Raw genomic sequence first — 25,960 nt, 5'->3', positions numbered from 1 at the left:
TGCTCCCCGCGGATTTCCGGCGCTTTCAAACACAGACGGCCCGGCGTTTCAAGCACACTCGTTCCGGCCGGTACTTACTTGTAGGGATCCGCTGCGTCGCGCAGCCCGTCACCGAAGAAATTGAAGGCAAGCACGACCAGGATCACCGGCACCACAGGCGCCATGATCCAGGGGTAGAGTTCGACCGCATTGATGTTCTGCGCCTCGGTCAGCAGCACGCCCCAGGAGGTGATCGGAGGACGCAGCCCGAGCCCGAGGAAGCTCAGCGCCGTCTCGCCGAGGATCATCGACGGGATCGAGAGCGTCGCCGAAGCGATCAGGTGGCTCATGAAGCTCGGCAGCAGGTGACGGCCGATGATCCGTTTCGGCTTCGCGCCCATCAGCTGGGCGGCGACCGCGAAATCCTCCTCCCGCAGGGCCAGGAGCTTCGAGCGCACCGCCCGCGCAAGGCCGGTCCAGTCTAGGAGGCCGAGGATGATCGTGATGCCGAAATAGATCAGGATCGGGCTCCAGGTGACCGGCAGGGCCGCCGAGAGCGCCATCCAGAGCGGCAGTTCCGGGAACGAGCGGATCACCTCGATGACGCGCTGGGTCAGGCTGTCGACCCAGCCGCCGTAATATCCAGCCATGCCGCCGATGACGATGCCGAGCACGAAGCTGACGGCGATGCCGATCAGGCCGACGGTGAGCGAGATCCGGGTGCCGTAGATGATGCGCGAGAACATGTCGCGCCCGAGCCGGTCGGTGCCGAGCAGGAAGAAGGTGCCACCTTCCGCCGGACAGACAAGATGGAAGTCCATCTCCGCCATGCCCCAGAACTTGTAGGGATCGCCGCTGCAGAAGAAGCGGAGTTTCTGGACCTTTTCCGGGTTCGGCGTGTATTCGCGCTTCAGGTTGCGCATGTTCAGGCTGTAGTCGAGCCCGTAGACGAACGGACCGACGAAGCTGCCCTCGTGGAACAGGTGGACCCGCTGCGGCGGCGCGTAGATCGAATCCGTGTGCCGCGTGGCCAGCCCATAGGGCGCGATCATCTCGCTGATGATGGTCGAGAGATAGAGCAGGACCAGGAAGAGACCCGAAATGACCGCGACGCGGTGGCGCTTCAGCTTCCACCACATCATCTGCCACTGGGACGCCATGTAGTAGCGTTCCTGCTCCGGCGTCAGGACCGTGTCCGTATCGGGGTTGAACGGCTCCCGGTTGACGTAATGGTCGGTGCGCGGGCCTTCGCTCGAGGAGATGCTCATCGATTGGCCCCCCCGCCGAGCCGGATCCGCGGATCGAGCAGCGCAAGCAGCAGGTCGGAGACGAACATCCCGATCACCGTGAGCAGCGCGAGGAACATCAGGAAGGAGCCCGCGAGATACATGTCCTGGCTCTGCAGTGCGCCGATCAGCATCGGCCCGGTGGTCGGCAGCGACAGCACCATGGAGACCACGGCGGAGCCGGAGATGACCTGCGGCAGCATGTTGCCGATATCGGCAATGAAGGGGTTCAGCGACATCCGGAGCGGATATTTCATCAGCGCGCGGAACGGCGGCAGGCCCTTGGCGCGGGCGGTGATCACATACTGTTTCTGCAGCTCGTCCAGCAGGTTGGCACGCAGCCGCCGGATCATCGCCGCGGTGCCCGAGGTGCCGATGACGACGACCGGGACCCAGAGATGCTCAAGCACCGACAGCGCCTTGGCCATGCTCCAGGGCTGGTCGAGATATTGCGGATCCATCAGCCCGCCGATCGAGGTGCCGAACCAGATATTGGCGAGATAGAGCAGGATCAGCGCGAGCAGGAAGTTTGGCGTCGCCAGACCGATGAAACCGACGAAGGTCAGGCCGTAATCGGTGAGGCTGTACTGGTTGCAGGCGGAATAGATGCCGATCGGGAAGGCGACCGCCCAGATGAAAAGGATGGTCGCGAAATTGAGCACGAAGGTCAGGAACACCCGGTCCCCGACCACGTCCGCCACCGGAAGCTGGTACTCGAAGGAATAGCCGTAGTCGCCCCGGAGCAGCCCGGTCGCCCAGAGGAAATACTGCTCGTACATCGGCCGGTCGAGACCGTACTGCGCCCGGAGCGCCTCGATCTTCGACTGGTCGACATTCTCGCCCTGGCTCTGCATCTCGTTGATCATCGTGGTCAGATAATCGCCGGGCGGGAGCTGGATGATGACGAAGGTGATGATGCTGATGGCGATCAGCGTCGGGATCATGATCAGGATGCGGCGGATCAGGTAGGTCAGCACGTCTTCTCTCCCCTAGTCCGCGCTTGCGTTCTTGGCCGGCGTTTCGCCGAACCAGAAGGTATCGGGCAGATAGACGCCGAAATGCGCTCCCGGATCCCAGTTGTAGATCGCTTCCTTCGGCACGTTCTGCAGGTTGGAATGCACCACGACAGGCTGCAGAACGCCGGAGACGAGGCCGATGCTGAAGACCTGGTCCGCATTGATCTCCAGAATCTCCTTCCAGGCCGCGCGCTTCGCCGCCTTCGTACTGGCGTCGCGCCAGCGGTAATAAAGTTCCCGGAGGCGCTGCGCCGGCTCGAGCTCGATCTCCTCGCCGGACTGTCCGCCGGTTTCGATATACTGGCCCCATTTCGGCCATTGCAGCTGCTGCTGGGAGTAGGGCACGAAGTCGGCGGGACTTGTGTCCGCGGTGGCGAGCCCGTTCTCGACCCCGGACCAGACGGAGACCAGCGTCTCGCCGGCGAACACCCGGTTGCGGAAGACGTTGCGCTGGGACGGGCGGGTGAAGAGCTTGATCCCCGCATCGAGCCAGGAATCGTGGATCAGCGACAGGATATCGGTCTGCTTGGTGCTCTCGCCGGCGGTCTCGACGATCAGTTCCAGCGGCCGGCCGTCCGGCAGGTGCCGGATCCCGTCCTCGTCGCGCGGGAGGCCGATTTCGTCGAGCAGCCGGTTCGCCTGCTTCAGGTCGAACCGGGCCCAGCGGGTCTGATAGTCCTTCTCGTAGAGCGGCGAGGCGGGAAGAACCGTGTCATTCCCCTCATAGGCGAGCCCGTAATAGATCACCTGGTTGATCTCGTGCCGGTTGATCGCCAGCGAGAGCGCGCGGCGGAAGCGCACGTCGCGGAACAGCTCGCGCCAGACAGGGTCGGCCGCATTGAGGTTGGGATAAAGCGCCACCTGAGAGCCCTTGGCGGTCCGCCAGAGCCGGGTCTCGAACGGGAACCGGTCCTCGGCCTGCTTCAGGAAGGTGTAATCGTCGAAGGAAAGATAGCGCGCCTGAAGATCCGCATCGCCGGAGCCGACCTTGGCCGGGATCAGGCCAGGGCTCGCCACGTCGAAAATGACCTCGTCGATATAGGGCAGCTGACGGCCCTCGGGATCGACCCGGTGGAAGTACGGATTGCGCTCGAACCGGAACCGGGTCGAGGTCGCGCTGCCCGTGACCTTCCAGGGCTGCAGCACCGGCAGGTCCGGATTATCCATCCGATAGAGGTTGTCCATCTTGTTGTGCAGCGCCGCCCAGTTGCGCTGGTGCGCCTCCTCGACCCGCTTCGCCAGCTCCTCCGCCGGCGCGTAGGCGGCATGGAACGGCTTCAGATAATGCGCCGGGCGGTAGAGGTAGAGCGGACTCGCCTTGGCGAGCGACGGCAGGAAATCCGGGTTCGGTTTCGACCAGCTGTAGCGCACCGTGCGCTCGTCGAGCACCTGGAAGAGCGGCGCCTCGCCATCCACCAGCATCAGGTTGGGCGGACCGGCCGGCGAAAGCTCCTCGTTGTTCGCGACGTCTTCCCAGAAGTAGCGGAAATCCTCTGTCGTGAAGGGATGGCCGTCGGACCAGCGATGGTTCCGGCGCAGCGTGAAGGTGAAGACCCTCTCGTCCTCGACCTCGAAGCTCTCGAGGATGTCGGCGAAGAGTTCGAAATCTCCGGGACGGTGGCTCACCAGACGGGCATAGCCGTAGACCGTCATCTGCCGCGTGTCCTTGCTGCGCGCCATCAGCATCCGCATCGTGCCGCCATATTTGCCGAGCGTCTGCCCGCGCGCCGCGAAATCGACGGTCAGGGGCGGCTGCGGCAGACGCTCCGTCACCGGCGGAAGCACGCCGCTCGCGACATCCTTGGCAAGATATGGAACTTCCCCGGCGGAGGCTGTCGCCGCGACGGCCGCAAACACGATTGCAGAAAGGAGGGCGCGCAGCTTCACGATGCCAACCTCAAGGTCAGAGCGGATTCGTCGGCGCGCACGAAATGCCCGCCACCGAGATCGATCAGGCGCGGATGGGTCTGCTCGCTCACTGTGAAGGGCGCCGGCCATTCGGAAGGAACCGAGCAGCGCTGATCCATTACGGCTTCGAAATCAAGCGGGTTGTCGAGGCTCGGATCCGGAACCGCGCGCAAGAGCGCCTTGGTGTAGGGATGCACCGGGTTGCGGAACAGCTCCTCGCGCGGCGCCAGCTCGACCAGCCGTCCGGCGCACATCACCGCGATCCGGTCGGCGATGTAATCCACCACCGCAAGGTTATGCGAAATGAAGAGATAGGTCAGGTTCAGCTGTTCCTGCAGATCCTTCAGCAGGTTCAGCACCTGTGCCTGGATCGAGACGTCGAGCGCCGAAACCGGCTCGTCGCAGATCAGCATGCGCGGCTTCAGGGCAAGCGCGCGGGCGATGCCGATACGCTGGCGCTGGCCGCCGGAGAAGCTGTGCGGATAGCGGTTGAGATGCCGCGCGTCGAGACCGACCAGCTTCATCAGTTCGGACACCATCTCGCGCCGGTAGGCATCGTCGCCGATCCCGTGGATCACCAGCGGCTCGCTGACGATATCGAACACGGTCATGCGGGGGTTGAGAGAGCTGAACGGATCCTGGAAGACGAACTGCAGCTTCTGGCGGAAACCGGTCAGCGCGTCGCCGGAAAGCCCGAGCACGTCGATCTCGCCGTCCTGATCGCAATAGGTGACGGAGCCCTGATCGGGGGACAGCGCCCGCATGATGGTCTTGCTGAGCGTGGTCTTGCCGCAGCCGGACTCGCCGACGAGGCCGAGACACTCGCCGGGCTTCACTTCAAAGCTGACATCGTCGAGCGCATAGACCTTCGATTCCTCGCTCGAGAGCCAGGCCCCCTTCCGAATGGTAAAACATTTCGAAAGGTTATCGACCTTGAGGATCGGCTTGTGCTGGGGCGCCTTCTTCTCCTCGCAGGTCGGCGCCAGCAGATGGCCGGTCTCGCTCTTGATCTCGCGGATCGGCACCAGCCGCTCGCCCGGCTCCATGTTGAAGCGCGGCACTGCCGCCATCAGCGCCTTCAGGTAGGGATGCTGCGGATTGCGGTAGAGCTCGTCACGGGTGCCGCTTTCCATGATCCGGCCGCGGTACATCACGACCACGTCGTCGGCCATGTTGGCGACGACCCCGAGATCGTGGGTGATCATCAGGACGGCCATGCCGAGTTCGGCCTGCAGGTCCTTGATCAGCTTCAGGATCTGCGCCTGGATCGTGACGTCGAGGGCGGTCGTCGGCTCGTCGGCGATCAGCAGCGAAGGACGGCAGATCAGCGCCATGGAGATCATCGCGCGCTGACGGAGACCGCCGGAAAGCTCGAAAGGATAGGTCCGCATGGCGCGCGCCGGATCCGGGAAGCCGACCATACGCAGCATTTCCTCGGTCAGCTCGTTCGCCTCGCGCCCGGAGACGCTTCGATGCAGCTCCAGCGCCTCGCGGATCTGGTTACCCACCGTGTGCAGCGGCGAGAGCGAGGTCATCGGCTCCTGGAAGATCAGCGAGATCCGGCCACCGCGGATCTGGCGCATCTCGCGGCTGTTGCGCTTCAGCCTCGCGATATCGGTGATCGTACCCTTGGCCCGGTCGTCGGCGAACAGGATGGACCCGCCGCGGATCTCCGCGATGGAGGGCAACAGACCCATGATGGCCTGACTGACGACGCTCTTGCCGGAGCCGGACTCGCCGACGAGGGCGACCGTCGAGCCGGCGCGAACCTGGAAGGAAACCTTGTTGACGGCAAGCAACTCGCCGCCCGGCAGGTCGAACGCGACCTGCAGATCCCTGACCCGCAGAAGCGGTGTCAGCTGGTCGACCATGCCCTCATCTCCCCGTCGCCGCCGGCATCCTAGCGATCCCCCGCGGCAAGCCCCATCGATACCCCTGCGGCTGCTAGGTTTTCCGTTGTCGTCTGGTTGAGAGCGACGCCGTTCCGACCAGCGGCCGCAGCGGCATGCTCAAGCACCGTATCGAAACCGTCAAGTGTCGATTCGATGGTAATTTTCGCGCCGTCGCCGCCCTTTAGGACCAGATGCATCCAGCCCTTCGCCTTGTCTTTCTGGGTCGAGTAATAGCGCAGCTCCATCGCCGTCAGGTCCGGCCAGGCGATCGACTTTCCGAAGGGTCCAAGCGTCCTGATGCCCTCGTCGGCGACTTCGACCCGGGTCTGGGCGCGCAGCCATGTCTTCAGCAGGAACCCGGCGAAAACCAGGGAGATCAGCGCGAAGATGATCTGAAAGGTGCCCATCATCGGAGCGAACACAACCGGAAAGGCGGTGACCGCGAAGCCGATCCCGCCGCGCAGATAGTCCGCGATAAGAGAGTTTTTCTGATAGGCGTGCAGGCTCATCCATCATCCTTCATGAGCAAAAACAGTCGCTTGGCGCACAGAGGCGAACCGCTTCATGGGCATCCAGTTCCGCCGCAAGAGTACCGAGTTCGCGCCAGTCCTGCTCCACCATTATCAGATGATGGGTCAGGAGTCCGCACGGCTCCTCCGCCTGCGCCGCGCCAGCCCGGACCGCCGCGAGATGGCGTATGATCGCCGCCCGCGCCGCCCCGATGCCGACAAAGCGACGGGTACCACGCCAGTCGATGACGTCAATATGCGTGTTCACACATTTCAACCCCGGGGCTGGCTCCGCCGCGCGGCGCGGACCGAAAGTCGAGAGGGACGTGAAACCGCAGGCCGTCAGCTCGGCGATCAGCTCAGGTGCAATTCGATTCCATGGCGGAACGAAACAGGGCAGACAGGCGCGCCCGAAAGCGGCATTCAGGCGGCGAAAGCCTTCGGCGGCGTCCCGGCACATGCCGTCCATCGGCCGGGTCCCCGGGAACTCGCATTTCTTCTCTCCGGCACCCGCGTGGTTCCGGTGGGCAAAACCGTGGACGAGCAGTTCGGCGTCGGTCCCCGCCAGCCGTGCCTTGAGCCCCTCCGTATCCATACCGTCCGGCACGACCGCGAGGCCCGGAACCCAGCCGGTCGACCCGGCGAGAGCGAGCAACGGCTCAAGCTCCGCATCCGGCCGCTGCAGATCGTCATCCCGCCACCAGAAATCCAAAGGCCGGCCGGCCTGCGCCGAAGCGTCGAGCGCCCGCCTGAGCTCGTCCGGCGATGCGGCGCTTTCGCTCATGCCTGCTCCAGCAGTTCGGTCAGCATCCGGGCGGTTCCGGCCGCGCCGTCGAGGTCGACGCCCGCAATGCTGTTGTCCCGAGCCGCTACGGCCGTATGCATGGCGGTGCATAGCGTGTCGAGGGACAACGCCTCCTCCGGAACGACCGCAAGGCGGCCGCGCCGGGCGAGGAGATCGGCACGGACACGCTGCTCGGTCTCGACACCGCCCTCGAACGGAATCACGACGGAGGCGGTCCCGGCGGTCAGGATCTCGGCGAGCGTGTTGTAGCCGGCCTGGGAAATCGAAAGATACGCACGCGCAATGAGCGCGGCGAGATCCGGGCGGCTCCGTTCCACGATGACGCCCGGGCCGGCATGGCTTTCGATCTCCCGCGCGGCCTCCTCCGGCATGTGCGGGCCGGTGACGAAGCGCCAGGTGCGGTCGGCGAACGGCAGGTCCGGGCGGAGGCGCGCCAGTTCGGCCATAAAGCTGCCGCCGACGGCACCGCCGCCAGCGGAAACCACGATCTCGCCCTCGCCGTCGCCCTTCCCGTTGCCGGTATCGATCGGGTTCAGCACATAGCCGGTATAGCGCACAGGCGGCGTCAGCTCGTCATACATCGGAAAGGTGTCGGCCAGGCTGATGACGCCCTCGTCGCCATGCACGAGAACCAGATCGTAGTACCGGTCGACGGTCTCGACGATTTCCCGGTTCCTGTCGGGCCGGGGCTTGGTGACCAGGATGTCCCGCATCGAGGAGACGATCTTCGGTTTCCAGGACGCCTCCTTCGCAAGGTCCAGAAGCGGCAGCAATTCGAAGCGCATCTGCCGGCGGCCGAAGGGAAACAGCTCGGTGAAGAGGATCGACGGGCGGATCTCCTCGAACAGTGCGAGCAGCCGGTCGCGGCGCTCCGCCTTCCAGGCGTCGTCGATCTGCCGCCCGTTCTCGTCCTCGAGCACCTTGAAGAGCGTGTCCGCCGCCCTGACCGGCGGCAGCTGATGCAGCTTCGCCGCGCCGATATCGAGATGCGGCACCGGCATGCCGCCGGAGACGAAATGCACTTCGAAACCCGCCGCCGCGGCAGCCTGGGCGACCGCCGCCGCGCGGCGCAGATGCCCGATCCCGAGCAGGTTCTGGACATAGAGGAAGAGCGAATTCGACCGGGGATCCGTCATGGAAGCAGGCTCACATTCATGGCATCGGGCTCAAGCGTCCCATCGGCGTCGAGACGGACCACATGGAGCGCCGACCAGTCAAGCCGGACCGGCGGTTTTCCGGTCATGTCCCAGCAGAAAGCCAGTGCGAGCGCCGCTCGGATCACCCCCTTATGGGTCACCAGAAGGCAACGCTCCGGCCGTGGCCTCAGGTCGTTCAGCCGTGCGAAGACGGTTTGCAGCCGGGCCTGAACCTCGCGCGGGCTCTCTCCACCGGCGGGGCGGAAGTCGAGGCCACGTGCCTCGTTCGTTTCCATTTCTTTTCCGTAACGTTTGCGCAGGTCGGGAAGCCGTTCACCTTCCCAGTCCCCCCAGTTCATCTCTATGAGCAGAGGATCCACGGTCGCGTTCTCAATCCCCGCGAGTTCAGCCGTTTCGCGCGCCCTCTCGAGCGGCGAGACGAAGGCGGGAACACCGCGAAACGCTTCCGGAAGGCTATATCCCGCGGCCATCACTCGACCTGCTTCGGAGAGCGGGATGTCGGTATGGCCCTGGAGACGCTTTTCCGCGTTCCATGCCGTCGGGCCATGGCGCAGGAACCCGATCCTCACGGCCGCATCCTTTCGGGCCGCAGAAGGTCGCCGAGCGCCGCATCCAGGCGGACCGCGGCGGCTTCGAGACTATGGAGCCGGTTTGCCTTGGTTCGGGCCGCCTCTCCCATGCATCGGACCAGCCCCGGGTCTTCAAGCAGGCGGTCGAGATTGGCGGCGAACCCTGCCACGTCGCCTTCGGGGGAAAGCAGGCCCGTCTCACCGTCCGCCACGATGTCCGGAACGCCGCCGGTATCGCCCGCAACCACAGGCAGCCCAGCTGCCTGCGCCTCCAGCAGGGCCATTCCGTAGGCTTCGTTGATCGCCGGCCATGCCAGAATGTCTGCGCCGAGATAGAGCTCCATCAGCCGCTCGGGCCCGACCGCGCCAAGGAACCGCACGCGGTCGCCATGCGCTTTGAATGCCTGCTCGACCTCGGCTCGAGCCGGACCGTCTCCCGCGATCGCGAGTGTCCAGCGACGCGCCGGGGGAAGCGCGGACAAAGCCTCGGCAAGGAGCCTGTAGGAGGCGATTTTCACCCCGGGACGCATCATGCCCACCGCCAGAAGCACGGGGATCCCGTTCCCGACCCCGAGTTCGGAGCGAAGCACGGACGCGGCCCGCCGCTCCGGATAGGGCAGCCCGTCGACGAAGGGCTTCAGGTCGAGATAAGTGCTCCCGGGCTTCAGGACCGGCAGGAGACAGGCCTTGTCCCGGCTGTTGAATCCGACGACGAGATCCGCGCGGCCAAGCGCGTCGACCACCCGCCGGTGGGACGCCGCCCAGGGGCCCTCGGCCCGTTTCGGCGCGTTCGAGGCCTCGGCGGCGACATAGGGAATGCCGAGCCGTTCCGCCACGCGGGGACCGATATGGTCCGGCGCCTTGTAATAGAGGTGATAGGTGAACCAGAGATCCGGCGCCGCGATCCTTCCGCTTTCACAACAAGCGACGAAGCGTTCGGCGTAACGCGCTCCACAAGATGCGATGCGTCCCTGACGGGCGGGATCGCCCTCGCCGTCGCGGCTGCGCAGGCGCGAGGCGAGGAACACCTCGTGCCCGCCCGCCCGGAGCGCGGCCATCAGCAGGCGCGCCATGCGCCGGTCGCCGGAAGGAGTCGGCGCGTCAGGGGCCTTCAAGGGGGCGTAGAAAGCAATTCTCACGCTGCAGCGTCCGTCCCGGGTTCGGATTTTGCCGCATCGAGGCCGAGCAGCCCGGCGAGAACGGAGATTGCGGAATGATGGTCGAACCGGCTCCGCACACGCTCTTCCCCGGCAGCCGCGAGCCGTGCCCTCCGTTCGGGGTCCCCGATCAGCCCCTCAAGCGCCGCCGTCAGTGCCGCGCAATCGTCCGGCGGAACAAGCTCGCCGGTCACACCGCTCTCGATCAGTTCGGGAATGGCCGCAACGGCGGTCGCGAGACAGCAGAGGCGCTGGCTCTGCGCTTCCATGAGTACATTCGGCAGGCCGTCCCGGTCGCCGTCCTCGGCCACCCGGCTCGGCAGGATGAAGAGATCGGATGCGCGATAGGCCTCGATCACCGCGCTCTGCGCCGCCGCACCGCGCCAGGTGACACGTCCGGCGATCCCGAGACGCGCGGCCTGGTCCCTCAGCGCCTTCAGCTCCTTGCCGCCGCCGATATGGGTCCAGTGCCAGGACAGTCCCTCCGGCAGGCGCGCGAGCGCGTCCAGCAGCCGGTCGAAGCCCTTTTTCGGCACCGCGCGGCCAACGGAGAGCAGTTGCACCGGCGCCGCCGATCCGTCTCCGCCGGGCGGCTTCGGGCCGACCGGCGCAAAACTCGAAAGATCGAGACCGTGATAGACCAGCCGGGTCCGGCCCGGCACGAGGGCGTCGAGATGCTGGTGGCCGTAGCGCGTGCAGGTCACCGCCCAGGCGGCATCCTGAAGCTTCTCCCGTTTCTCCCATTCCGGGCTGAGCCAGATGTCCTTAGCGTGCGCGGAGGCCGACCAGCTGCGCCCGGTCATCAGCGCGGCGTAGCGCGCGACCGAGGAAGGCGTGTGGAGGAAATGCGCGTAGATGTGCCGGTAGTGCGGATCGAGCTCTGCCGCCAAGACCATTGCCTGACCGAAACGGCGCCCCCGGTTGGGTGTGGGATCGCGCCGGAGATCCTTCAGCCAGAGGCGGAAGACCGCCTTGTAACCGGGCATCCGCCGGACCTTCCACCAGGCTTTGAGAACCCGGAGCGGCGCCTGGTAAAGATATTCCGGCAGGTAGTTGACCGCGGAGGCGATCTGCCCGTGCACGGGATGCGTGGCCTTGTCGGTCGGGTGGCGCAGGGAAACGATCGTGTAATCCAGCCCGCGCCGCTGAAGTTCGAGGATTTCCTGTGCGATGAAGGTTTCCGACAGACGCGGATAGCCTTTCAGCACGATTGCCGTCGGAACGCTGGAAGCTGGCTCTGTCATACCGTCTCGCATGCTCTCGGTCCGGACGCCGCGGCGGGACCGCCGTGCTCACGCCTCGCGGCGGAGCACCGAGATGTTGGACCCGGGACGCTCGTAGAGCCATCGATGGGTGAGACGGTTTACTTCGTCAAGGCCGTCCAGCAGGGACGCCGCCATGATTTCCGAGGGACGCGGCTGGCTCGGCAGACGGCGGAGCGCATCCGCCATGACCTCGGGCTCGCGGCTGCCGTCGTCGACCAGCATCGCCGTCATGCCCAGTTCCTCGGCCCGCGACGCACGGATAAACTGCTCCAGCCTCGGCTCGGTCCGGGGCACGATAAGGCCGCGTTTGTCGAAGGAAAGGATCTCGCAGAAGGTATTGTAGCCGCCCATCGCCACGATCCCGGCGGCGCGGGCCATCATGCTCTCGATCCGCGCGTCGAAGGTGATCGCCTCGACGCGGTCGAGTTCGGCAGCGCGCTCCATGAAATCGTTCTGCAGCTCCGCCGGCATGAACGGGCCGAGCACCAGCAGGGCCCTGTAAGGCAGATGATTGTCGGACTCGTAGGCCTTCAGGACCCAGTCCATGAGCCCGTCGCCGTCGCCGCCGCCACCGGCCGTTACCAGAATGAACGGATCCTCGAGATCGGTCGTCGAGATCGGGTGGGTGTGGCTTGGGACCTTGCGCTTCAGGTACCCCGTATAGTGCGTCTTGGCATGGACCGACTGCGGCATCGGCATGCCGGAATAGGGATCGCAGACCGACTGCAGGCCGTAGACCCAGATCTCGTCATAGACGTCGCGAAGGGCCTCGACCGCGTTCTTGCGCTCCCATTCGGGCAACAGCTTTTCCGGCTCGTCCATGACGTCGCGCAGGCCGAGCACGAGCGGCGTGCCGCGGTCCTTCAGCATCTCCAGCGTCGGACGCACCTCGCCGCGCAGGCCCCAGGGCTCCTTGTCGACGATGAACAGGTCAGGGTCGAAGGCATCCGCCGTGTGCTTGATGATCGAGGAGCGGAGGTTGAGCGTCTCCTCGATGTCGAGATGCAGGTTGAGCGAGGTGTAGTCGCCGTTACGCAGCTTGATCACGCCAGGGATCCGAACGAAATCCACCCGCGTGCGGAAATCGAAGCTTCCGATGATCGGCGAGCCGGACAGGATCAGGACCGTCAGATCCGACTGCTGCTCGACGAGCGAATGCGCGATCGCCCGGCAACGGCGCAAGTGGCCGAGCCCCATCGTGTCGTGACTGTACATCAGGACACGCTTCTGGCCGCGCTTGTTGCTAGCGTACGTCATACGCCCGTCCACGTTGTTATCGGCCTTGAATTGAATGGAAAGCCCTGCTGAACCCGCAGGTTCGACCCCCACCATATCCCCTTAGGAGTGCACTATGCCACAGCGCACGGTGCGGCAAAACCAGTTTGGCCCGCGGCACATTTACCTTGCGGTATCCTTCGGTTACTGTTCTGTCAGAAAACGGTTTTTGCCAACCTCGCCACTCGGTACGGGCTGACCCTCCGCATGGAACCCACGATTTTCCGGTTCATTTTCCGGCACAGCAAGAAAGAACAGATCTTTCTCCTCGTGCTGACCGGCCTGTCCTTTCCGTTCCTTTACTATTCGCTCGACCTGCCGAAAACCATCATCAACCAGGCAATCGCCGGCAAGAACCTTCCGCAGGACATCTTCGGCTATCAGATCGACCAGATCCCCTATCTGATGCTGCTGAGCGGCATTTTCCTCGCGCTCGTCTGCATCAATGGCGGGTTCAAATACTACATCAACGTTTATCGCGGCCAGCTCGGCGAACGGATGCTGCGGCGGCTGCGCTACGATCTCTATGCCCGTGTGCTGCGCTTCCCGCTGCCGCATTTCCGCCGTGTCAGCCAGGGCGAGGTGATCCCGATGATCACCTCGGAGGTGGAGCCGCTCGGCGGTTTCATCGGAGATGCGTTCTCGCTGCCCGCGTTCCAGGGCGGGACCCTGCTGACCATCCTCATCTTCATGTTCGTGCAGGATCCGATCCTCGGAACCGCCGCGATCGCCCTCTATCCGGTGCAGGCCTATCTCATTCCAAGGCTGCAGAAGCGGGTGAACGAGCTCGGCAAGGAACGGGTCAGGACCGTCCGCAAGCTTTCGGACCGGATCGGGGAGAGCATTTCCGGCGTCCAGGAAATCCACGCGAACGATTCCTCCCGCTTCGCGCTGGCGAATTTCACCACCATGCTGGGCGAGATCTACACGATCCGGTTCGAGATCTACCGCCGCAAGTTCTTCATCAAGTTCCTCAACAATTTCATCGCCCAGCTGACACCGTTCTTCTTCTATTCGATCGGCGGCGTCCTGGTGATCAAGGGCGACCTCACCTTCGGTGCACTGGTCGCCATCCTCGCGGCCTACAAGGATCTCTCGGCACCCTGGAAGGAGCTGCTGACCTACTACCAGCGCAAGGAAGATTCCCGGATCAAGTACGATCAGGTGGTCGAACAGTTCGATCCCGCCGGAAGCCTGACCGAGGCACAGCAGCTGGACGAGCCGGAAACGCCGGTTTCTTTCAACGGACCCGTGGCGCTCAGAAATGTCGGCCTGACCGACGATGAAGGCGAGGTCCTGCTCGAGGGCGTTTCCTTCGAGATCGCGCAAGGCGAGCATGTCGCGATCGCCGGCCCCGGCGGCGGCGGCAAGGATCTGCTGGCGACAGTCATCGCCCGGCTTGTGCTGCCGACCTCGGGCAGCGTGACAATCAACGGCGTGGATATCGCCCCGTTGCCGGAATCCGTCACCGGAAGGCGCATCGGATATGTCGGGCCCGGCGCTTTCGTGTTCTCCAGCACGATCCGCGACAATATTCTGATGGGAGCGCGTCACCTCCCCTTCGGTGAACCGGACCCGAGCGTCTTTCCGGATTCCCCGGAGCAGCGCGCCGACGCGGAGGCCTCCGGCAATTCCCTGGATCCGATTTCCGCCAACTGGATCGACTACCAGTCCATCGGCGCAGACGAGAACGGCCTGAAGGACCGGATCGCCGAACTGCTGAAAGTGGTCGGGCTGGAGGACGAGGTTTACGCCATCGGATTGCGCGGCTCGCTCCGGGCCGAAAGCGAAGCGGAGATCGCCAACCGGATTCTCGGCGCGCGGGTCCGTCTGCGCGCGCGGCTGGAGGAACTCGGCCTCGCCGGCCTGGTCGAGCCTTTCGACGCCGAAAAATTCAACACCAATGCCAGCGTGGCGGAAAACCTCCTGTTCGGAACCCCCGTCGGCGACGATTTCGCACTCGACCACCTCGCCTCCGACCCCTATGTCCGCTCCGTGCTCGACAAGGTCGGTCTCACCGGGGATTTCGTGCATATCGGCCGCGACGTCGCGGCGACGATGGTCGAGCTGTTCAAGGACCTGCCGCCGGATCACGAGTTCTTCGCGCAGTATTCCTTCATCTCCGCCGACGACCTGCCGGAGTTCCAGACCCTGCTGCAGCGCGCGGACCGGGTCGGCCTCGACGGGATGGAAGCCGAGGACAAGACCCGTTTCCTCGAATTGCCGTTCAAGCTGATCCCGGCACGCCACCGCCTCGGAATGATCTCGGAGGAGCTGCAGGCCCGTATCCTCGAAGCCCGGAAGGTGTTCCGGGAGGAGCTGCCCGCCGAGAGGCAGGCGGCGCTCGAGTTCTTCTCGGTCGACCGCTTCAACCTTGCCGCCTCGGTGCAGGACAATATTCTTTTCGGCAAGATCGCCTACGGTCAGGCGGATGCCGGTAATCAGGTCGGCAAGGTGGTTGCCGAGGTCGTCGAATCCGAAGGCCTCAGGGCCATCGTGATCGAGGTCGGCCTCGATGCGGAAGCCGGCATCGCTGGATCCCGGCTGACGGCGGCGCAGCGTCAGAAGGTCGCGATCGCGCGTATCCTGCTGCGGCGCCCGGATGTGATCGTCCTGAACGAAGCAATTGCCGTGCTCGATTCCGGCCTGCAGGCCCCGATCCTGTCCAGGATCTGCGCCGAAGCGGAAGGCCGAACAGTCATATTCATCGCCCACCGCGCGCGTCTCGCCCAGCCGTTCAACAGGATTCTTGTTATGTCCGGCGGACGCGTGATCGAAGACGGCACGTTTGATAGTCTGAACCAGGAAGGCACGATGTTCCGGGGACTGCTGAATGAGGAATAGGACAGCGCCCGAAACCCGAGGATTGCACCCATGAGCCTGAACGAAGAAGTCGAGCTGCTGAAAAACATTCCGATCTTCGCCAAGATCGAGCCGTCGAAGCTGAAGCTGCTTGCCTTCACCTCCGAGCGGCTGAACTACGCGGACGGTCAGGTCCTGTTCAATCAGGGCGATTCCGGCGACGCCGCCTATATCATCATCGACGGTACGGCCTCCGTCCTGATCGATACCGACGACGGCAAGATTGAAGTGGCACAGCTCAGCAAGGGCGACATCGTCGGCGAGATCGCCATTCTCTGCGACGTGCCCCGGACCGCAACGGTCCAGGCAAAGCAATCGCTGACGACGCTGAAGATCGCCAAGGAGGCCTTCTTCCGCCTCGTCACCGACTTCCCTCAGATCGCGGTCGAGATCATGCGCGAACTGGCCGCGCGCCTGGAGCAGACCAATATGCGCCTGCGTGCCGCGCTTTCCGACAAGGACGGGTAAACCCGGACCGTGAGCCGTCTCGACAGCGCCATCCGCCGCCTCCAGGCGCAGAAGCTGAGTCTGGAATGGGCCGTCTCCGCCATCGGCGACCGTTCCGGAAACGCAATAGAACTTGGGCTCGGCAATGGCCGCACCTTCGATCACCTGCGCTCCCTCATGCCGGACCGGCCGTTCTACGTGTTCGACAGACAGGTTGCCGCGCATCCGGATTGCATCCCGGCGAAGGACCGGATCTTTCTCGGCGATTTCCGCGAAACCCTTGTGCAGGCGCGTGACCAGCTTGGTCCGACCGTCCTCCTGGCGCATCTCGACATCGGCACCGGAGAGAAACAGACGAGCATCGCACTCGCGGCCGAGATCGCGCCTCTGGTCGACGCCCTCCTGGCGGACGGCGCGGTCGTGGTGAGCGACCAGCCGGTCGAGCTGCCGCGCTGGAAGGATGCCCCGCTTCCCGACGGGATCAGCCCCGGACGGATCCATCTCTACCGGATCGCCGCCACCTGACGCTTGAACCGGCCGCCGTCCGGCAGCATGTCATGCAGGTCGATCCGGAACCGATGGGGGAACTCTTTTGGATTCACTGACCCAGGCCGTCCTCGGCGCCACCGTCGCCGTTGCCGTCGCCGGACCGAAGATCGGACCGCGAAAGGCGGCGCTCGCCGGTGCCGTTCTCGGCACGCTTCCCGATCTCGACGTGCTCTACAAACACGGCGATCCGGTCAGCGACTTCGTGCTGCACCGGGGCTGGAGCCATTCCCTGCTGGTCCATGCCGCCCTTACGCCTCTTATCGGTGAGGGCGCGATGCGGCTTTTCAGGGGCCTGAGGCAGGAGCGCGTGACAGCCTATCTGACGGTCTTCCTCTGCCTGACGACGCATGCCCTGCTCGATGCCATGACGGTCTACGGCACGCGCCTGCTCTGGCCGCTGGTCGACACGCCCTTCGGGGTCGGGTCCGTCTTCATCATCGATCCGCTCTATACCCTTCCGCTGCTCGCGGCGACGCTCTGGGCCCTGGCGGTGCCGGAATGGAGCACGCGGCTCAAACGGGTCACGACCGGGGCCCTGGCGCTCTCGACGCTCTATCTCGGCTGGTCTCTTGTGGCGCAGCAGATCGCCGACGGCAAAGCGCGAGCGGCGATGGCGGCGGCGGGTCTTTCAGCGGAGCGGGTTCTGGCGACCCCGATGCCGTTCAACACCCTGCTCTGGCGCACAATCGCGGTGGACGGGCCGGTCTATTACAACATCTACCAGTCGGTCTTCGGCGACGCGGACAGCGCACGAATCCACGCACATCCGCGCCTCGAGCCGGGCGGTCCGTGCCTCGATACTCTGCTGCCCGCTGCGACGGTCGCGGCCTTCTCCAAGGGCTATTATCGGACCCTGAAGGACGAAGAAGGCCTCAGGATCGCCGACCTCCGCATGGGCGTGACACCGAGCTTCGTGTTTGATTTCCGCGTTGCGGCCCCGGACGGGGAAGCCTGGAAGGAGATCCATCCCGAGCGGGTACGCGCGCCGCGCTCCGCCGAAGGGGATGTGGAATGGCTGGTCGGTGCGATGTTCGGCGATAACGCGGTGCGTCCGGCCGAGGCCGCGAGCCTTTTCGAGCCGGGGACAACCGCACTGGCCGCGCTTCCCGACGCGCCGACTTGCGGCTAATTCTCCAAGAAAAGGAGCGTCATCCCGGACTTGATCCGGGACCTCAGGCGGCCGGTTGACGCTATTCGTTCGACAAGGTCCCGGCTCTTCGGCCGGGATGACGATTAGCGAAGGACCTCAACCCAGATCGACGATCACCGGCGCGTGGTCAGACGGCTTCTCGCCGCCGCGCATGGCTTTCACGACCGCAGCCGATTTCAGCCGGGGCTTCAGCGGCTCGGTCACCCAGACATGGTCCAGACGGCGGCCCTTGTCGGCCGCTTCCCAGTCGCGCGAGCGGTAGCTCCACCAGGAATAGAGTTTTTCCGTTTCGGGAACGAAATGGCGTACCGCATCGACCCAGCCGAGCCCGCCCTGCACCTTGGCCAGGGCCTCGACCTCGACCGGGGTGTGGCTGACGACCTTCAGGAGCTGCTTGTGCGACCAGACATCGTGCTCGAGCGGCGCGATATTGAGGTCGCCAACCAGCACCATGGGATCCTTCCCGCTGCGCGCGGAGCCGAACCACTCGACCATTTCGTCGAGGAAGGCGAGTTTGTGGGCGAATTTGTCGTTCACCGCCGGATCCGGCTCATCGCCGCCGGCGGGCACGTAGAAATTATGCAGTTCCATCCCGCCGTCGAGGCGGACCGCCTGATGGCGGCAGTCATTCTTGCCACACCAGTCGCGGCTGTCGCTCTCCTCGAACGGCAGCCGGGAGACCACGGCGACGCCGTTATAGCTCTTCTGGCCGCGGATCGCCTGGTGCGCATAGCCGGCCTCCGCCAGCGCCTCGGCCGGGAAATGCTGGTCCTCCGTCTTTGTCTCCTGGAGACAGAGCACGTCCGGTGCATGGTCCTGCAGGAAACTGAGAACGGTCGGCAGGCGCAGGCGCACGGAATTGATGTTCCAGGTGGCAATCCGCATGGATCGAAAACTCTCTCGGTCGGAGGAAAAGGAAAAACGCTATTCGGCGGCGTCGGCCAGACCGAGGCGGGCACGCAGATGGGCGCGGCAAGCCTCGCCGAAGGCCTCGAAGATCTTCCGGTTGATCCCGGCGATCGGCCGCGGCCATTCCGGATGCCACTGCACGCCGAGGACGAAGGCCTTGCTGCCCGAGACGCTGATCGCCTCGACGATCCCGTCCGGCGCCACCGCCTCGACCACGACATTCTTGCCCGGCTTGTCGATGCCTTGGGCGTGGAGCGAGTTGACCAGCGCCGTCTCGCTGCCGGCGATGCGGGCGAGCACGCCGCCCGGTGTCATGCGGATCTCGTGCGCGGGCCGGTATTTCATGTCGAAATCGACGTCACGGCGCATGCGGTGATCGAACTTGTCGTCGAAATCGAAGATGCGCTGATGCAGCGTGCCGCCGAGCGCGACGTTCATCTCCTGGATGCCGCGGCAGATGCCGAGCACCGGAACGCCGGCCTCGATCGCCTTGCGGATCAGCGGCAGGGTGACGCCGTCGCGGCGCGGATCGTGTTCGGTGCCCTCGACGCTCGCCGGGCCGTTGAAGTGATGCGGCTCGACATTGGAGGGGCTGCCGGTAAGGAGCAATCCATCGAGATGGGCGACCAGGCTGTCGAGATCGAGCTGCCCCGCTTCCAGCGCCGGAATCATGAGCGGAAGACCGCCGGCCGCCTCCGGAACGCAGGTGACGTATTTCTCGGAAACCCGCTGCACCGAGTGATCCTGCCCTTGCTGATGACAGGCGGTGACACCGATCAGGGGCAGCGACGGAACGGACAGCATGGAAGGCTCCTCGGCTCAGGGGCTGACATCTCGCTCTCGGGGCCGTGACAGCGTGCCGCTGGCAGGCCTGCGAAACCGCTGCCATATTCCCTCAGATGGACCTCTCCACGCAACAGCTACTCCAGCATAAGGGTCTGCTGATCCTTGCATGGATCGCCCTGCTCTTCGCCGCCGAACGCCTGGCGCCGGCGGTGCCGCGCCAGGGCGGCTGGACCCGGGTGCTGCGCAACGCCGTACTCTGGCTGCTGAACGGCGCCCTCTCACCGCTGATCGTGGTGCCCGTCTCGCTCTGGGCCTCGTCCCACGCGCTCGGCTGGCGGCCGGACTGGCTCGCCGGCTGGCCGGGGCTGCTCGTCGATATTCTGCTACTGGACATGCTGATCTACTGGTGGCACCGGCTGAACCACGAGATCCCGTTCCTCTGGCGCTTCCACGAGGTCCATCATCTCGACGAGTTCCTCGACGTCACCTCCGCCGTGCGCTTTCATTTCGGCGAGGTGCTGCTGAGTGCCGGGGCCCGGGCGGCGGTGATCATCCTGCTCGGGATTCCCTTCACCTCGGTGATCCTGTTTGAAGTGCTGGTTCTCTTCTCGGCGATCTTCCACCATTCGAACCTGAAGCTGCCACCGCGTCTCGAAAGCGCGCTCTCCCGCGTGATCGTCACCCCGTCGATCCACTGGATCCATCACCACGCGATCCGCCGGGACACGGATTCGAACTACGCGACGATCTTCAGCTGGTGGGATCTTGTGTTCCGTTCCCGCAGCCGGACAGCGCGCACGCCGGAGATGAAGATCGGGGTGGAAAAACGGCACGACGAGGAAACACTGCCGCTGATCGCCCTGCCGTTCCGCGGACGGCGTTAGCCTATTTCTCGTTGAACTTCCCGGTCGCGAAGTCCCTGGGCTTGAAGAGCGAGTCTTGCAGCTCCATGCCCTTGCGGGTTTCCAGCAGGGCGACCTTCACCTCGACGCCCTGGGCATCGGTGATGGTCCATTGCCGGAGTTCCAGCGGAGAGTCCGAGAACACCATTTGGATGAAACCGGCTTCCGGATCGTCGCGCATCCGCATCAGGAGACGGATGACACCCGGATTCCGGGCCACTTCGAGCACTTCAAGGTTTTCGGTCAGGTCCACCGGGTCCTCGACCAGCACCGCGAGCGGTGTGCTGCCGAGCGGCACGTGGGTGGTCTGCTGCAGCTCGTTGTCCTGAAAGATCAGCCAGGTCCCGTCCGAGACCAGCAGCACCGGCGAGGGCTCGTCATATTCGAACCGCATCAGGCCGGGCCGCTTCAGCGAGAGAATGCCCTGCGCCGTCGCGCCCTGGTTCGAGACCTGCAGAAAGCGGGCCTGCAGCGTGGTCAACCCGTTGAAATAGGACTCGATCCGCGCCAGTACCTGCTTGTCCTCGGCGCTGAGCGGCGCCGCGTCGGACGGCTGCGGGAGGAGGAGGCAGAGCGCCAGAGCGGCGAGGGCGAGGAGCTTTTTCATGGGGTTTCAAATGGCAGGCGGGATGCGCCGTTGCAAGCGGCATTTCTGGGGCAAAGCATTCCCATAGGTCGCCATCCATCCCGAACCGTCATCCCGGACCTGATCCGGGACCTCGGGCAGCTTGCTCTCAGCCCTTCGACCTCGAAGGTCCCGGCTCTGCGGCCGGGATGACGATCATAACTGGACGACGATCGAAGAAACCCCTCACTCGTCCTCGTGCGGGTTCCGCACCAGGACCTCGCGCTTGCCGACATGGTTGGCCTGGCTGATCACACCTTCGCTTTCCATGCGCTCGATCAGCGTCGCGGCGCGGTTGTAGCCGATCTTCAGGTGCCGCTGGATGAAACTGGTCGAGGCCTTGCCCTCGCGGGCGACGATGGCGACCGCCTGGTCGTAGAGCGCGTCGCCGCTGTCCGTGTTGCCGCCGGTCAGGCCCGAGAGATCGCCGAAACCGCCGTCGCCGCCCTCGCCGTCGTCCTCGGTGACGCTGTCATTGTATTCCGGCTCGCCCTGGGCGCGGAGATGGCGGACCACGTCCTCGACCTCCTCGTCGGAAACGAACGGGCCGTGCACGCGGGTGATGCGGCCGCCGCCGGCCATGTAGAGCATGTCGCCCTGGCCGAGCAGCTGTTCCGCGCCCTGCTCGCCGAGAATGGTGCGGCTGTCGATCTTGGAGGTGACCTGGAAGCTGATCCGGGTCGGGAAGTTGGCCTTGATGGTGCCGGTGATGACGTCGACGGACGGGCGCTGGGTCGCCATGATGACATGGATGCCGGCGGCGCGGGCCATCTGGGCGAGGCGCTGCACCGCGCCCTCGATGTCCTTGCCGGCGACCAGCATGAGGTCGGCGACCTCGTCGATCACCACGACGATATAGGGCAGCGGCGTCAGGTCGAGCGGTTCTTCCTCGAAGACCGGCTTGCCCGTTTCGCTGTCGAAACCGGTCTGGACGCGGCGCTTCAGCACCTCGCCCTTCTTCCGAGCCTCGGCAAGGCGAGCGTTGTAGCCGTCGATATTGCGCACGCCGAGTTTGGACATGGCGCGGTAGCGGCTTTCCATCTCGCGCACGGTCCATTTCAGCGCCACCACCGCCTTCTTCGGGTCGGTCACGACCGGGGAAAGCAGGTGCGGAATGCCGTCATAGATCGAGAGTTCGAGCATTTTCGGGTCGATCATGATCATTCGGCAGCTTTCCGGCGAATGCCGGTAGAGCAGCGAGAGGATCATGGTGTTGACCGCCACCGACTTGCCCGAGCCGGTGGTGCCGGCGATCAGCAGGTGGGGCATGCGGGCGAGATCGGTCACCACCGGGGTGCCACCGATATCCTTGCCGAGCGCGATGCCGAGCTTGGCGCCTGAGCGCTCGTAAATGTCCGATTCGAGGATCTCGCGCAGATAGACCGTGTCGCGCCGCGCGTTCGGCAGCTCGATGCCGATCACGTTGCGGCCCGGGACCACGGCGACACGGACGGAGACCGCGCTCATCGAGCGGGCGATGTCGTCGGAGAGGCCGATCACACGGGAGGATTTTGTGCCAGGCGCCGGCTCCAGTTCGTAGAGCGTCACCACCGGACCGTGGCGGATCTTGCCGATCTCGCCCTTCACGCCGAAATCACCGAGCACGGATTCCAGCATCCGGGCGTTCTCCTGCAGCGCTTCCGGCTCGGGGCCGGCGGCGCCTTCCTGCGCCTCGGCGAGGAGATCCATCGCGGGGAGTTCGTAATCGCCGGCGTTGGGCAGATCGAGGCTGGCCTGCGCGACACTGGCCTTGGCCGGTTTCTTCGCCGGCGCCGCCTTGCGCGGCGCGGCAGCCTCTTCCGGCATCGCCTTCAGGACCGGGGCGGAAGATTCCACTTCGGGAGCCTTGCGCGGCGTGGAACTCAGGCGCGGCTTCTCTTCCTCGCGTTTCCCGCTGAGAGAAGGCTCCCGGCGGCCGACGGAATCGAAACCCTTGCGGGCAAGGTTGGCCGTGGCTTCGAGGCCGCTGCCGAGCGCCCGTCCGCCAAGCGCACCGCCCTTGGCGCCCAGCGCGGCCGCGGTGCCGACGCCGCGGCCCGCCCCGCGGGCCAGCGCCAGCCACTCGCGCCAGGAGGCGCCGAAGGTCCAGAGCAGGAGGGAGACGGCAAGGAGGCCGGCGGCAGCACCGATCCAGAGCGCGTCCAGCGCCGCCAGCAAGCCGAGGGCGGAGATCTTGGTCAGCACCAGAGTGCCGACCGCGCCGCCGAGACCGGCCCTGAGCGGCCAGCCTTCCGGCACCGGCAAAACCGCCAGCGCGAGGCAACCGGCGATCAGGGCGAAGGGCAGCAGCGCGATACGGAGCGCGACCCGCTCCACCGGCCGATGGGTCATCAGGCGCCAGCCCCAGACCGCGAACAGAAGCACCGGAACGGCGCTGACCAGACCGACGGTCTGCAACATGACGTCGGCAACGATCGCTCCGATCGGGCCGAGCAGGTTCTGTACATCCCCGGAACCGGCGGCATTGAAGGACGGGTCGTCCGGCGCATAGCTCAGCAGCAGTGCGGCCCCGAGACCGGCAAGGACGAGCAGGGCAAGGCCGGAAAACTCGGCCGCCCGGCGCCTCAGATAGAGACGCGCGCTCTCGGGCAGGAAGCCTCCGCCCGACATGTCGTTTCCGGCACTCTTGGTCGATGCGCTCATATGCTCTTTCCCCGCAGGTCGCGACGCCACCTCAGAAATAGGGCGCGATGCGACGCAGACCTTCCTCCGTGGTTTCCGTGTCGTAGACGAGGGCGATGCGGACGAAGGGATCGCCCGGATTGACCCCGGCCGTATCCTCGCGGGCCATGAGACCGACCGGCACGATCTTCACCGCCTCTTCGCGCCAGAGGGTCTTGGTCAGGCCCTCGGCATCGTCGGACGGCATGCAGACGAAGAAGCCGGCTTCCGCCTCGTGATAGCCTTTCTTGTTGCCCAGAACACGGCTGGCGATGCGCCAGTTCTCGGCATAATGCGCGCGGTTGGCCTCGACATGGGCCTCGTCCTTCCAGAGCGCCGTCGCCGCATGCAGGATCGGCAGCGGCGTCGAGGCGCTGCCGAACATGATGTATTCGCCGTAGCGCTTCACCAGTTCCGGATCTCCCGCGAGGAAACCCGAACGCATCCCCGGCGCGCTGGAGCGCTTCGAGAGCGAATGCAGAACGACGATGTTCTCCAGGCTGTCGCCGAGTGCCGCCGCGGCCTCGAGCCCGCCCGGCGGCGGATCGCCGCGATAGATCTCGGCGTAGCATTCGTCGACGGCGAGCATGAAATCGTACTTTCGCGCGAGCTCGATCGCCCGCTTCAGGTAATCCAGCGTCGCCACCCGGCCCTGCGGATTGCTCGGCGTGCAGAGGAAGCAGAGCGCGGTCCGCTCCAGGATCTCCGGGGCGACATTCTCCAGATGCGGCAGAAAGCCGTTCTCCTCGGTCGCGTTCATGTAGACCGGCTCGGCCCGGCCGAGCATCGCCGCGCCGCGATAGGAGTGATAGAGCGGGTTCGGCATCAGAATGACCGGCTGCTGCCCGTTCTTGCGCTCCGGCACCGCGAGGAAACCGAGCTGGTAAAGCGCCTCACGCGTGCCCGAGATCGAGGTGACATGGCGCTCCGGATCGAGCAGGCCGGTGGGCAGGCCATAGCGCCGGCCAAGCCAGGCTGTGACCGCCTCACGGAAGGCAAGATCGCCCTTCGGTGGCGGATACTTGTTCCAGAGATGGCCGCTGGCCGCGATGATCTCGTTCACGAAAGCGGGCGGCTGGATTTGCGGCTCACCGACGGAGAGCATGATCGGCCGCTTGCCGGCGGCGGGCTCGATGCCCTCCAGCATTCTGTTCAGGCGCGCGAAGGTATAGTCGCTAAGCGGTTGAAGCGCCGGGTTAATCATCGATTGCTGCCCTGTTCGGCCGGGTTCCTCCCCCAGGCCATCTACATTCTATCGGGAATCTATAATATAAGCCCGATAGTTATGGGGCAACTTTAATGCAAAGCCTCACATAATGCAGTCTTCGGGTTAGTTCATATGAATTTCAAATAAAATATTGTTTTAAATAGAAAACGGGCCCGGATGTCGCCATCCGGGCCCGCATAGTTCAGGTACTCTCGGGAAATCAGACCCGCTGCGAGCCTCCGCCGAACTCGGGGTAGGCTTCGAGGCCGCATTCCGCACGGTCGAGACCGAGGGCTTCCTCTTCCTCACTGGCGCGGAGACCGATCGTGAGCTTGAGAACCATCCAGACGATGCCGCTGGTGACCAGGACAAAGGCGCCGATGGCGACAATGCCGATGATCTGGGTCGCGAAGCTCGCATCGCCGTTGGACAGGACCACCGCGATGGTGCCCCAGATGCCGCAGACGAGGTGAACCGGGATCGCACCGACGACGTCGTCGATCTTCAGCTTGTCGAGCAGCGGCACGCAGACGACCACCAGGATGCCGCCAACGGCACCGTTCAGCACCGCGATACCGATGCTCGGGGCAAGCGGCTCGGCGGTGATGGAAACGAGACCGCCGAGGGCACCGTTCAGCGCCATGGTGAGGTCCAGCTTCTTGTAGATGATCTGCGTCAGGATCACCGCGGCGACGACGCCGGCGGCAGCAGCCATGTTCGTGTTCACGTAGATGGTCGCGATGTCACGAACGTCGGCGGCGGAGCCCATGGCGAGCTGCGAGCCGCCATTGAAGCCGAACCAGCCGAGCCACAGGATGAACGTGCCGAGGGTCGCCAGCGGCAGGTTCGAGCCCGGCATCGGGTGCACGGAACCGTCGCTGCCATACTTGCCCTTGCGCGCGCCGATGATGATGGCACCGGCAAGCGCCGCCCAGCCACCGACGGAGTGCACGATGGTGGAACCGGCGAAGTCGGAGAAGCCCATCTCGCTCAGCCAGCCGCCACCCCAGGTCCAGGAACCCTGGATCGGGTAAATGATGCCGG

Annotated in this window: 21 protein-coding genes and 1 pseudogene; 5 read left to right on the top strand and 17 right to left on the bottom strand. The window is 65.0% G+C overall.

What is annotated here, in order from left to right; translation table 11 throughout:
• Window positions 1-74: 74 nt before the first annotated feature.
• Genes JJ959_RS15395 through JJ959_RS15345 form a run of 11 tightly spaced genes read right to left on the bottom strand, consistent with a single transcriptional unit; the run spans window position 75 to window position 12,800 of the window.
• Window positions 75-1,247 (bottom strand): ABC transporter permease, encoded by a 1,173-nt coding sequence (locus JJ959_RS15395; protein WP_292885299.1) that lies wholly within the window; start codon window positions 1,245-1,247, stop codon window positions 75-77.
• Entirely contained in the window at window positions 1,244-2,242 is a 999-nt protein-coding gene (locus tag JJ959_RS15390) for an ABC transporter permease (protein ID WP_292885296.1), read from the bottom strand. Before JJ959_RS15390 ends, JJ959_RS15395 begins: the two co-directional genes overlap by 4 nt.
• A gap of 12 nt (window positions 2,243-2,254) precedes the next feature.
• Entirely contained in the window at window positions 2,255-4,168 is a 1,914-nt protein-coding gene (locus JJ959_RS15385; protein WP_292885293.1) for an ABC transporter substrate-binding protein, read from the bottom strand.
• Window positions 4,165-6,060 (bottom strand): ABC transporter ATP-binding protein, encoded by a 1,896-nt coding sequence (locus tag JJ959_RS15380; RefSeq protein ID WP_292885291.1) that lies wholly within the window; start codon window positions 6,058-6,060, stop codon window positions 4,165-4,167. Before JJ959_RS15380 ends, JJ959_RS15385 begins: the two co-directional genes overlap by 4 nt.
• A gap of 29 nt (window positions 6,061-6,089) precedes the next feature.
• Window positions 6,090-6,590, bottom strand: coding sequence for a hypothetical protein (locus JJ959_RS15375; protein ID WP_292885289.1), 501 nt, complete (start codon window positions 6,588-6,590; stop codon window positions 6,090-6,092).
• A gap of 10 nt (window positions 6,591-6,600) precedes the next feature.
• Entirely contained in the window at window positions 6,601-7,374 is a 774-nt protein-coding gene (locus tag JJ959_RS15370) for a polysaccharide deacetylase family protein (protein ID WP_292885287.1), read from the bottom strand.
• Window positions 7,371-8,531, bottom strand: coding sequence for a glycosyltransferase (locus JJ959_RS15365; RefSeq protein ID WP_292885284.1), 1,161 nt, complete (start codon window positions 8,529-8,531; stop codon window positions 7,371-7,373). Before JJ959_RS15365 ends, JJ959_RS15370 begins: the two co-directional genes overlap by 4 nt.
• Window positions 8,528-9,121 (bottom strand): histidine phosphatase family protein, encoded by a 594-nt coding sequence (locus JJ959_RS15360; RefSeq protein WP_292885282.1) that lies wholly within the window; start codon window positions 9,119-9,121, stop codon window positions 8,528-8,530. Before JJ959_RS15360 ends, JJ959_RS15365 begins: the two co-directional genes overlap by 4 nt.
• The gene (locus JJ959_RS15355) at window positions 9,118-10,260 is read right to left on the bottom strand and encodes a glycosyltransferase family 4 protein (RefSeq protein WP_292885279.1); all 1,143 of its coding nucleotides are present in this window, start codon (window positions 10,258-10,260) and stop codon (window positions 9,118-9,120) included. Before JJ959_RS15355 ends, JJ959_RS15360 begins: the two co-directional genes overlap by 4 nt.
• Window positions 10,257-11,522 (bottom strand): glycosyltransferase family 4 protein, encoded by a 1,266-nt coding sequence (locus JJ959_RS15350; RefSeq protein ID WP_292885277.1) that lies wholly within the window; start codon window positions 11,520-11,522, stop codon window positions 10,257-10,259. Before JJ959_RS15350 ends, JJ959_RS15355 begins: the two co-directional genes overlap by 4 nt.
• A 48-nt stretch (window positions 11,523-11,570) precedes the next feature.
• Window positions 11,571-12,800 (bottom strand): glycosyltransferase, encoded by a 1,230-nt coding sequence (locus JJ959_RS15345; RefSeq protein WP_292885274.1) that lies wholly within the window; start codon window positions 12,798-12,800, stop codon window positions 11,571-11,573.
• A 225-nt stretch (window positions 12,801-13,025) separates the two neighbouring features.
• Here JJ959_RS15345 and JJ959_RS15340 point away from each other — a divergent pair, with 225 nt between their 5' ends.
• From JJ959_RS15340 to JJ959_RS15325, 4 genes are all read left to right on the top strand, one after another.
• Entirely contained in the window at window positions 13,026-15,662 is a 2,637-nt protein-coding gene (locus JJ959_RS15340) for an ABC transporter transmembrane domain-containing protein (protein ID WP_292885271.1), read from the top strand.
• A 30-nt stretch (window positions 15,663-15,692) separates the two neighbouring features.
• The gene (locus JJ959_RS15335; protein ID WP_292885268.1) at window positions 15,693-16,148 is read left to right on the top strand and encodes a cyclic nucleotide-binding domain-containing protein; all 456 of its coding nucleotides are present in this window, start codon (window positions 15,693-15,695) and stop codon (window positions 16,146-16,148) included.
• Between the two features lie 9 nt (window positions 16,149-16,157).
• The gene (locus tag JJ959_RS15330; protein WP_292885266.1) at window positions 16,158-16,652 is read left to right on the top strand and encodes a class I SAM-dependent methyltransferase; all 495 of its coding nucleotides are present in this window, start codon (window positions 16,158-16,160) and stop codon (window positions 16,650-16,652) included.
• Window positions 16,653-16,719: 67 nt separating this feature from the next.
• Window positions 16,720-17,805, top strand: a complete 1,086-nt coding sequence (locus tag JJ959_RS15325; RefSeq protein WP_292885263.1) for a metal-dependent hydrolase — start codon at window positions 16,720-16,722, stop codon at window positions 17,803-17,805.
• 117 nt (window positions 17,806-17,922) lie between these two features.
• Here the strand turns inward: JJ959_RS15325 and xth are convergent, their stop codons facing one another.
• Entirely contained in the window at window positions 17,923-18,711 is a 789-nt protein-coding gene (gene xth / locus JJ959_RS15320) for an exodeoxyribonuclease III (RefSeq protein WP_292885261.1), read from the bottom strand.
• Window positions 18,712-18,750: 39 nt separating this feature from the next.
• Window positions 18,751-19,539 (bottom strand): gamma-glutamyl-gamma-aminobutyrate hydrolase family protein, encoded by a 789-nt coding sequence (locus tag JJ959_RS15315; protein WP_292885258.1) that lies wholly within the window; start codon window positions 19,537-19,539, stop codon window positions 18,751-18,753.
• A 95-nt stretch (window positions 19,540-19,634) separates the two neighbouring features.
• Between JJ959_RS15315 and JJ959_RS15310 the strand changes: the two genes are divergently transcribed.
• A complete protein-coding gene (locus JJ959_RS15310) occupies window positions 19,635-20,405 on the top strand; it encodes a sterol desaturase family protein (protein WP_292885256.1) in 771 nt (256 codons plus the stop codon).
• Between the two features lies 1 nt (window position 20,406).
• Here JJ959_RS15310 and JJ959_RS15305 read toward each other — a convergent pair whose 3' ends face one another.
• From JJ959_RS15305 to JJ959_RS15290, 4 genes and pseudogenes are all read right to left on the bottom strand, one after another.
• Window positions 20,407-21,030, bottom strand: a complete 624-nt coding sequence (locus JJ959_RS15305; RefSeq protein WP_292885253.1) for an outer membrane lipoprotein carrier protein LolA — start codon at window positions 21,028-21,030, stop codon at window positions 20,407-20,409.
• Between the two features lie 204 nt (window positions 21,031-21,234).
• Window positions 21,235-23,691 carry a DNA translocase FtsK gene (locus JJ959_RS15300; protein ID WP_292885250.1) on the bottom strand — a complete coding sequence of 819 codons (2,457 nt, stop codon included), beginning with the start codon at window positions 23,689-23,691 and terminating at the stop codon, window positions 21,235-21,237.
• 31 nt (window positions 23,692-23,722) lie between these two features.
• Window positions 23,723-24,913: an aminotransferase class I/II-fold pyridoxal phosphate-dependent enzyme gene (locus JJ959_RS15295; RefSeq protein ID WP_292885248.1), complete on the bottom strand. Its 1,191-nt coding sequence runs from the start codon at window positions 24,911-24,913 to the stop codon at window positions 23,723-23,725.
• Between the two features lie 223 nt (window positions 24,914-25,136).
• Window positions 25,137-25,960, bottom strand: a pseudogene (locus JJ959_RS15290) (ammonium transporter); the annotation flags it as partial.

Source organism: Nisaea sp., from assembly GCF_017640745.1.
In the GTDB taxonomy this organism is placed as follows: domain Bacteria; phylum Pseudomonadota; class Alphaproteobacteria; order Thalassobaculales; family Thalassobaculaceae; genus Nisaea.
Note: the sequence above shows the minus strand (reverse complement) of the source record. Positions and strands in the feature narration are given on the sequence as shown.

Coding starts and splice junctions, on each gene's coding strand:
- JJ959_RS15305 (WP_292885253.1), bottom strand. CDS start 21,030: ATGAAAAAGCTCCTCGCCCTCGCCGCTCTGGCGCTCTGCCTCCTCCTC.
- JJ959_RS15295 (WP_292885248.1), bottom strand. CDS start 24,913: ATGATTAACCCGGCGCTTCAACCGCTTAGCGACTATACCTTCGCGCGC.
- JJ959_RS15345 (WP_292885274.1), bottom strand. CDS start 12,800: ATGACGTACGCTAGCAACAAGCGCGGCCAGAAGCGTGTCCTGATGTAC.
- JJ959_RS15370 (WP_292885287.1), bottom strand. CDS start 7,374: ATGAGCGAAAGCGCCGCATCGCCGGACGAGCTCAGGCGGGCGCTCGAC.
- JJ959_RS15365 (WP_292885284.1), bottom strand. CDS start 8,531: ATGACGGATCCCCGGTCGAATTCGCTCTTCCTCTATGTCCAGAACCTG.
- JJ959_RS15375 (WP_292885289.1), bottom strand. CDS start 6,590: ATGAGCCTGCACGCCTATCAGAAAAACTCTCTTATCGCGGACTATCTG.
- JJ959_RS15315 (WP_292885258.1), bottom strand. CDS start 19,539: ATGCTGTCCGTTCCGTCGCTGCCCCTGATCGGTGTCACCGCCTGTCAT.
- JJ959_RS15340 (WP_292885271.1), top strand. CDS start 13,026: ATGGAACCCACGATTTTCCGGTTCATTTTCCGGCACAGCAAGAAAGAA.
- JJ959_RS15395 (WP_292885299.1), bottom strand. CDS start 1,247: ATGAGCATCTCCTCGAGCGAAGGCCCGCGCACCGACCATTACGTCAAC.
- JJ959_RS15300 (WP_292885250.1), bottom strand. CDS start 23,691: ATGAGCGCATCGACCAAGAGTGCCGGAAACGACATGTCGGGCGGAGGC.
- JJ959_RS15335 (WP_292885268.1), top strand. CDS start 15,693: ATGAGCCTGAACGAAGAAGTCGAGCTGCTGAAAAACATTCCGATCTTC.
- xth (WP_292885261.1), bottom strand. CDS start 18,711: ATGCGGATTGCCACCTGGAACATCAATTCCGTGCGCCTGCGCCTGCCG.
- JJ959_RS15380 (WP_292885291.1), bottom strand. CDS start 6,060: ATGGTCGACCAGCTGACACCGCTTCTGCGGGTCAGGGATCTGCAGGTC.
- JJ959_RS15310 (WP_292885256.1), top strand. CDS start 19,635: ATGGACCTCTCCACGCAACAGCTACTCCAGCATAAGGGTCTGCTGATC.
- JJ959_RS15350 (WP_292885277.1), bottom strand. CDS start 11,522: ATGACAGAGCCAGCTTCCAGCGTTCCGACGGCAATCGTGCTGAAAGGC.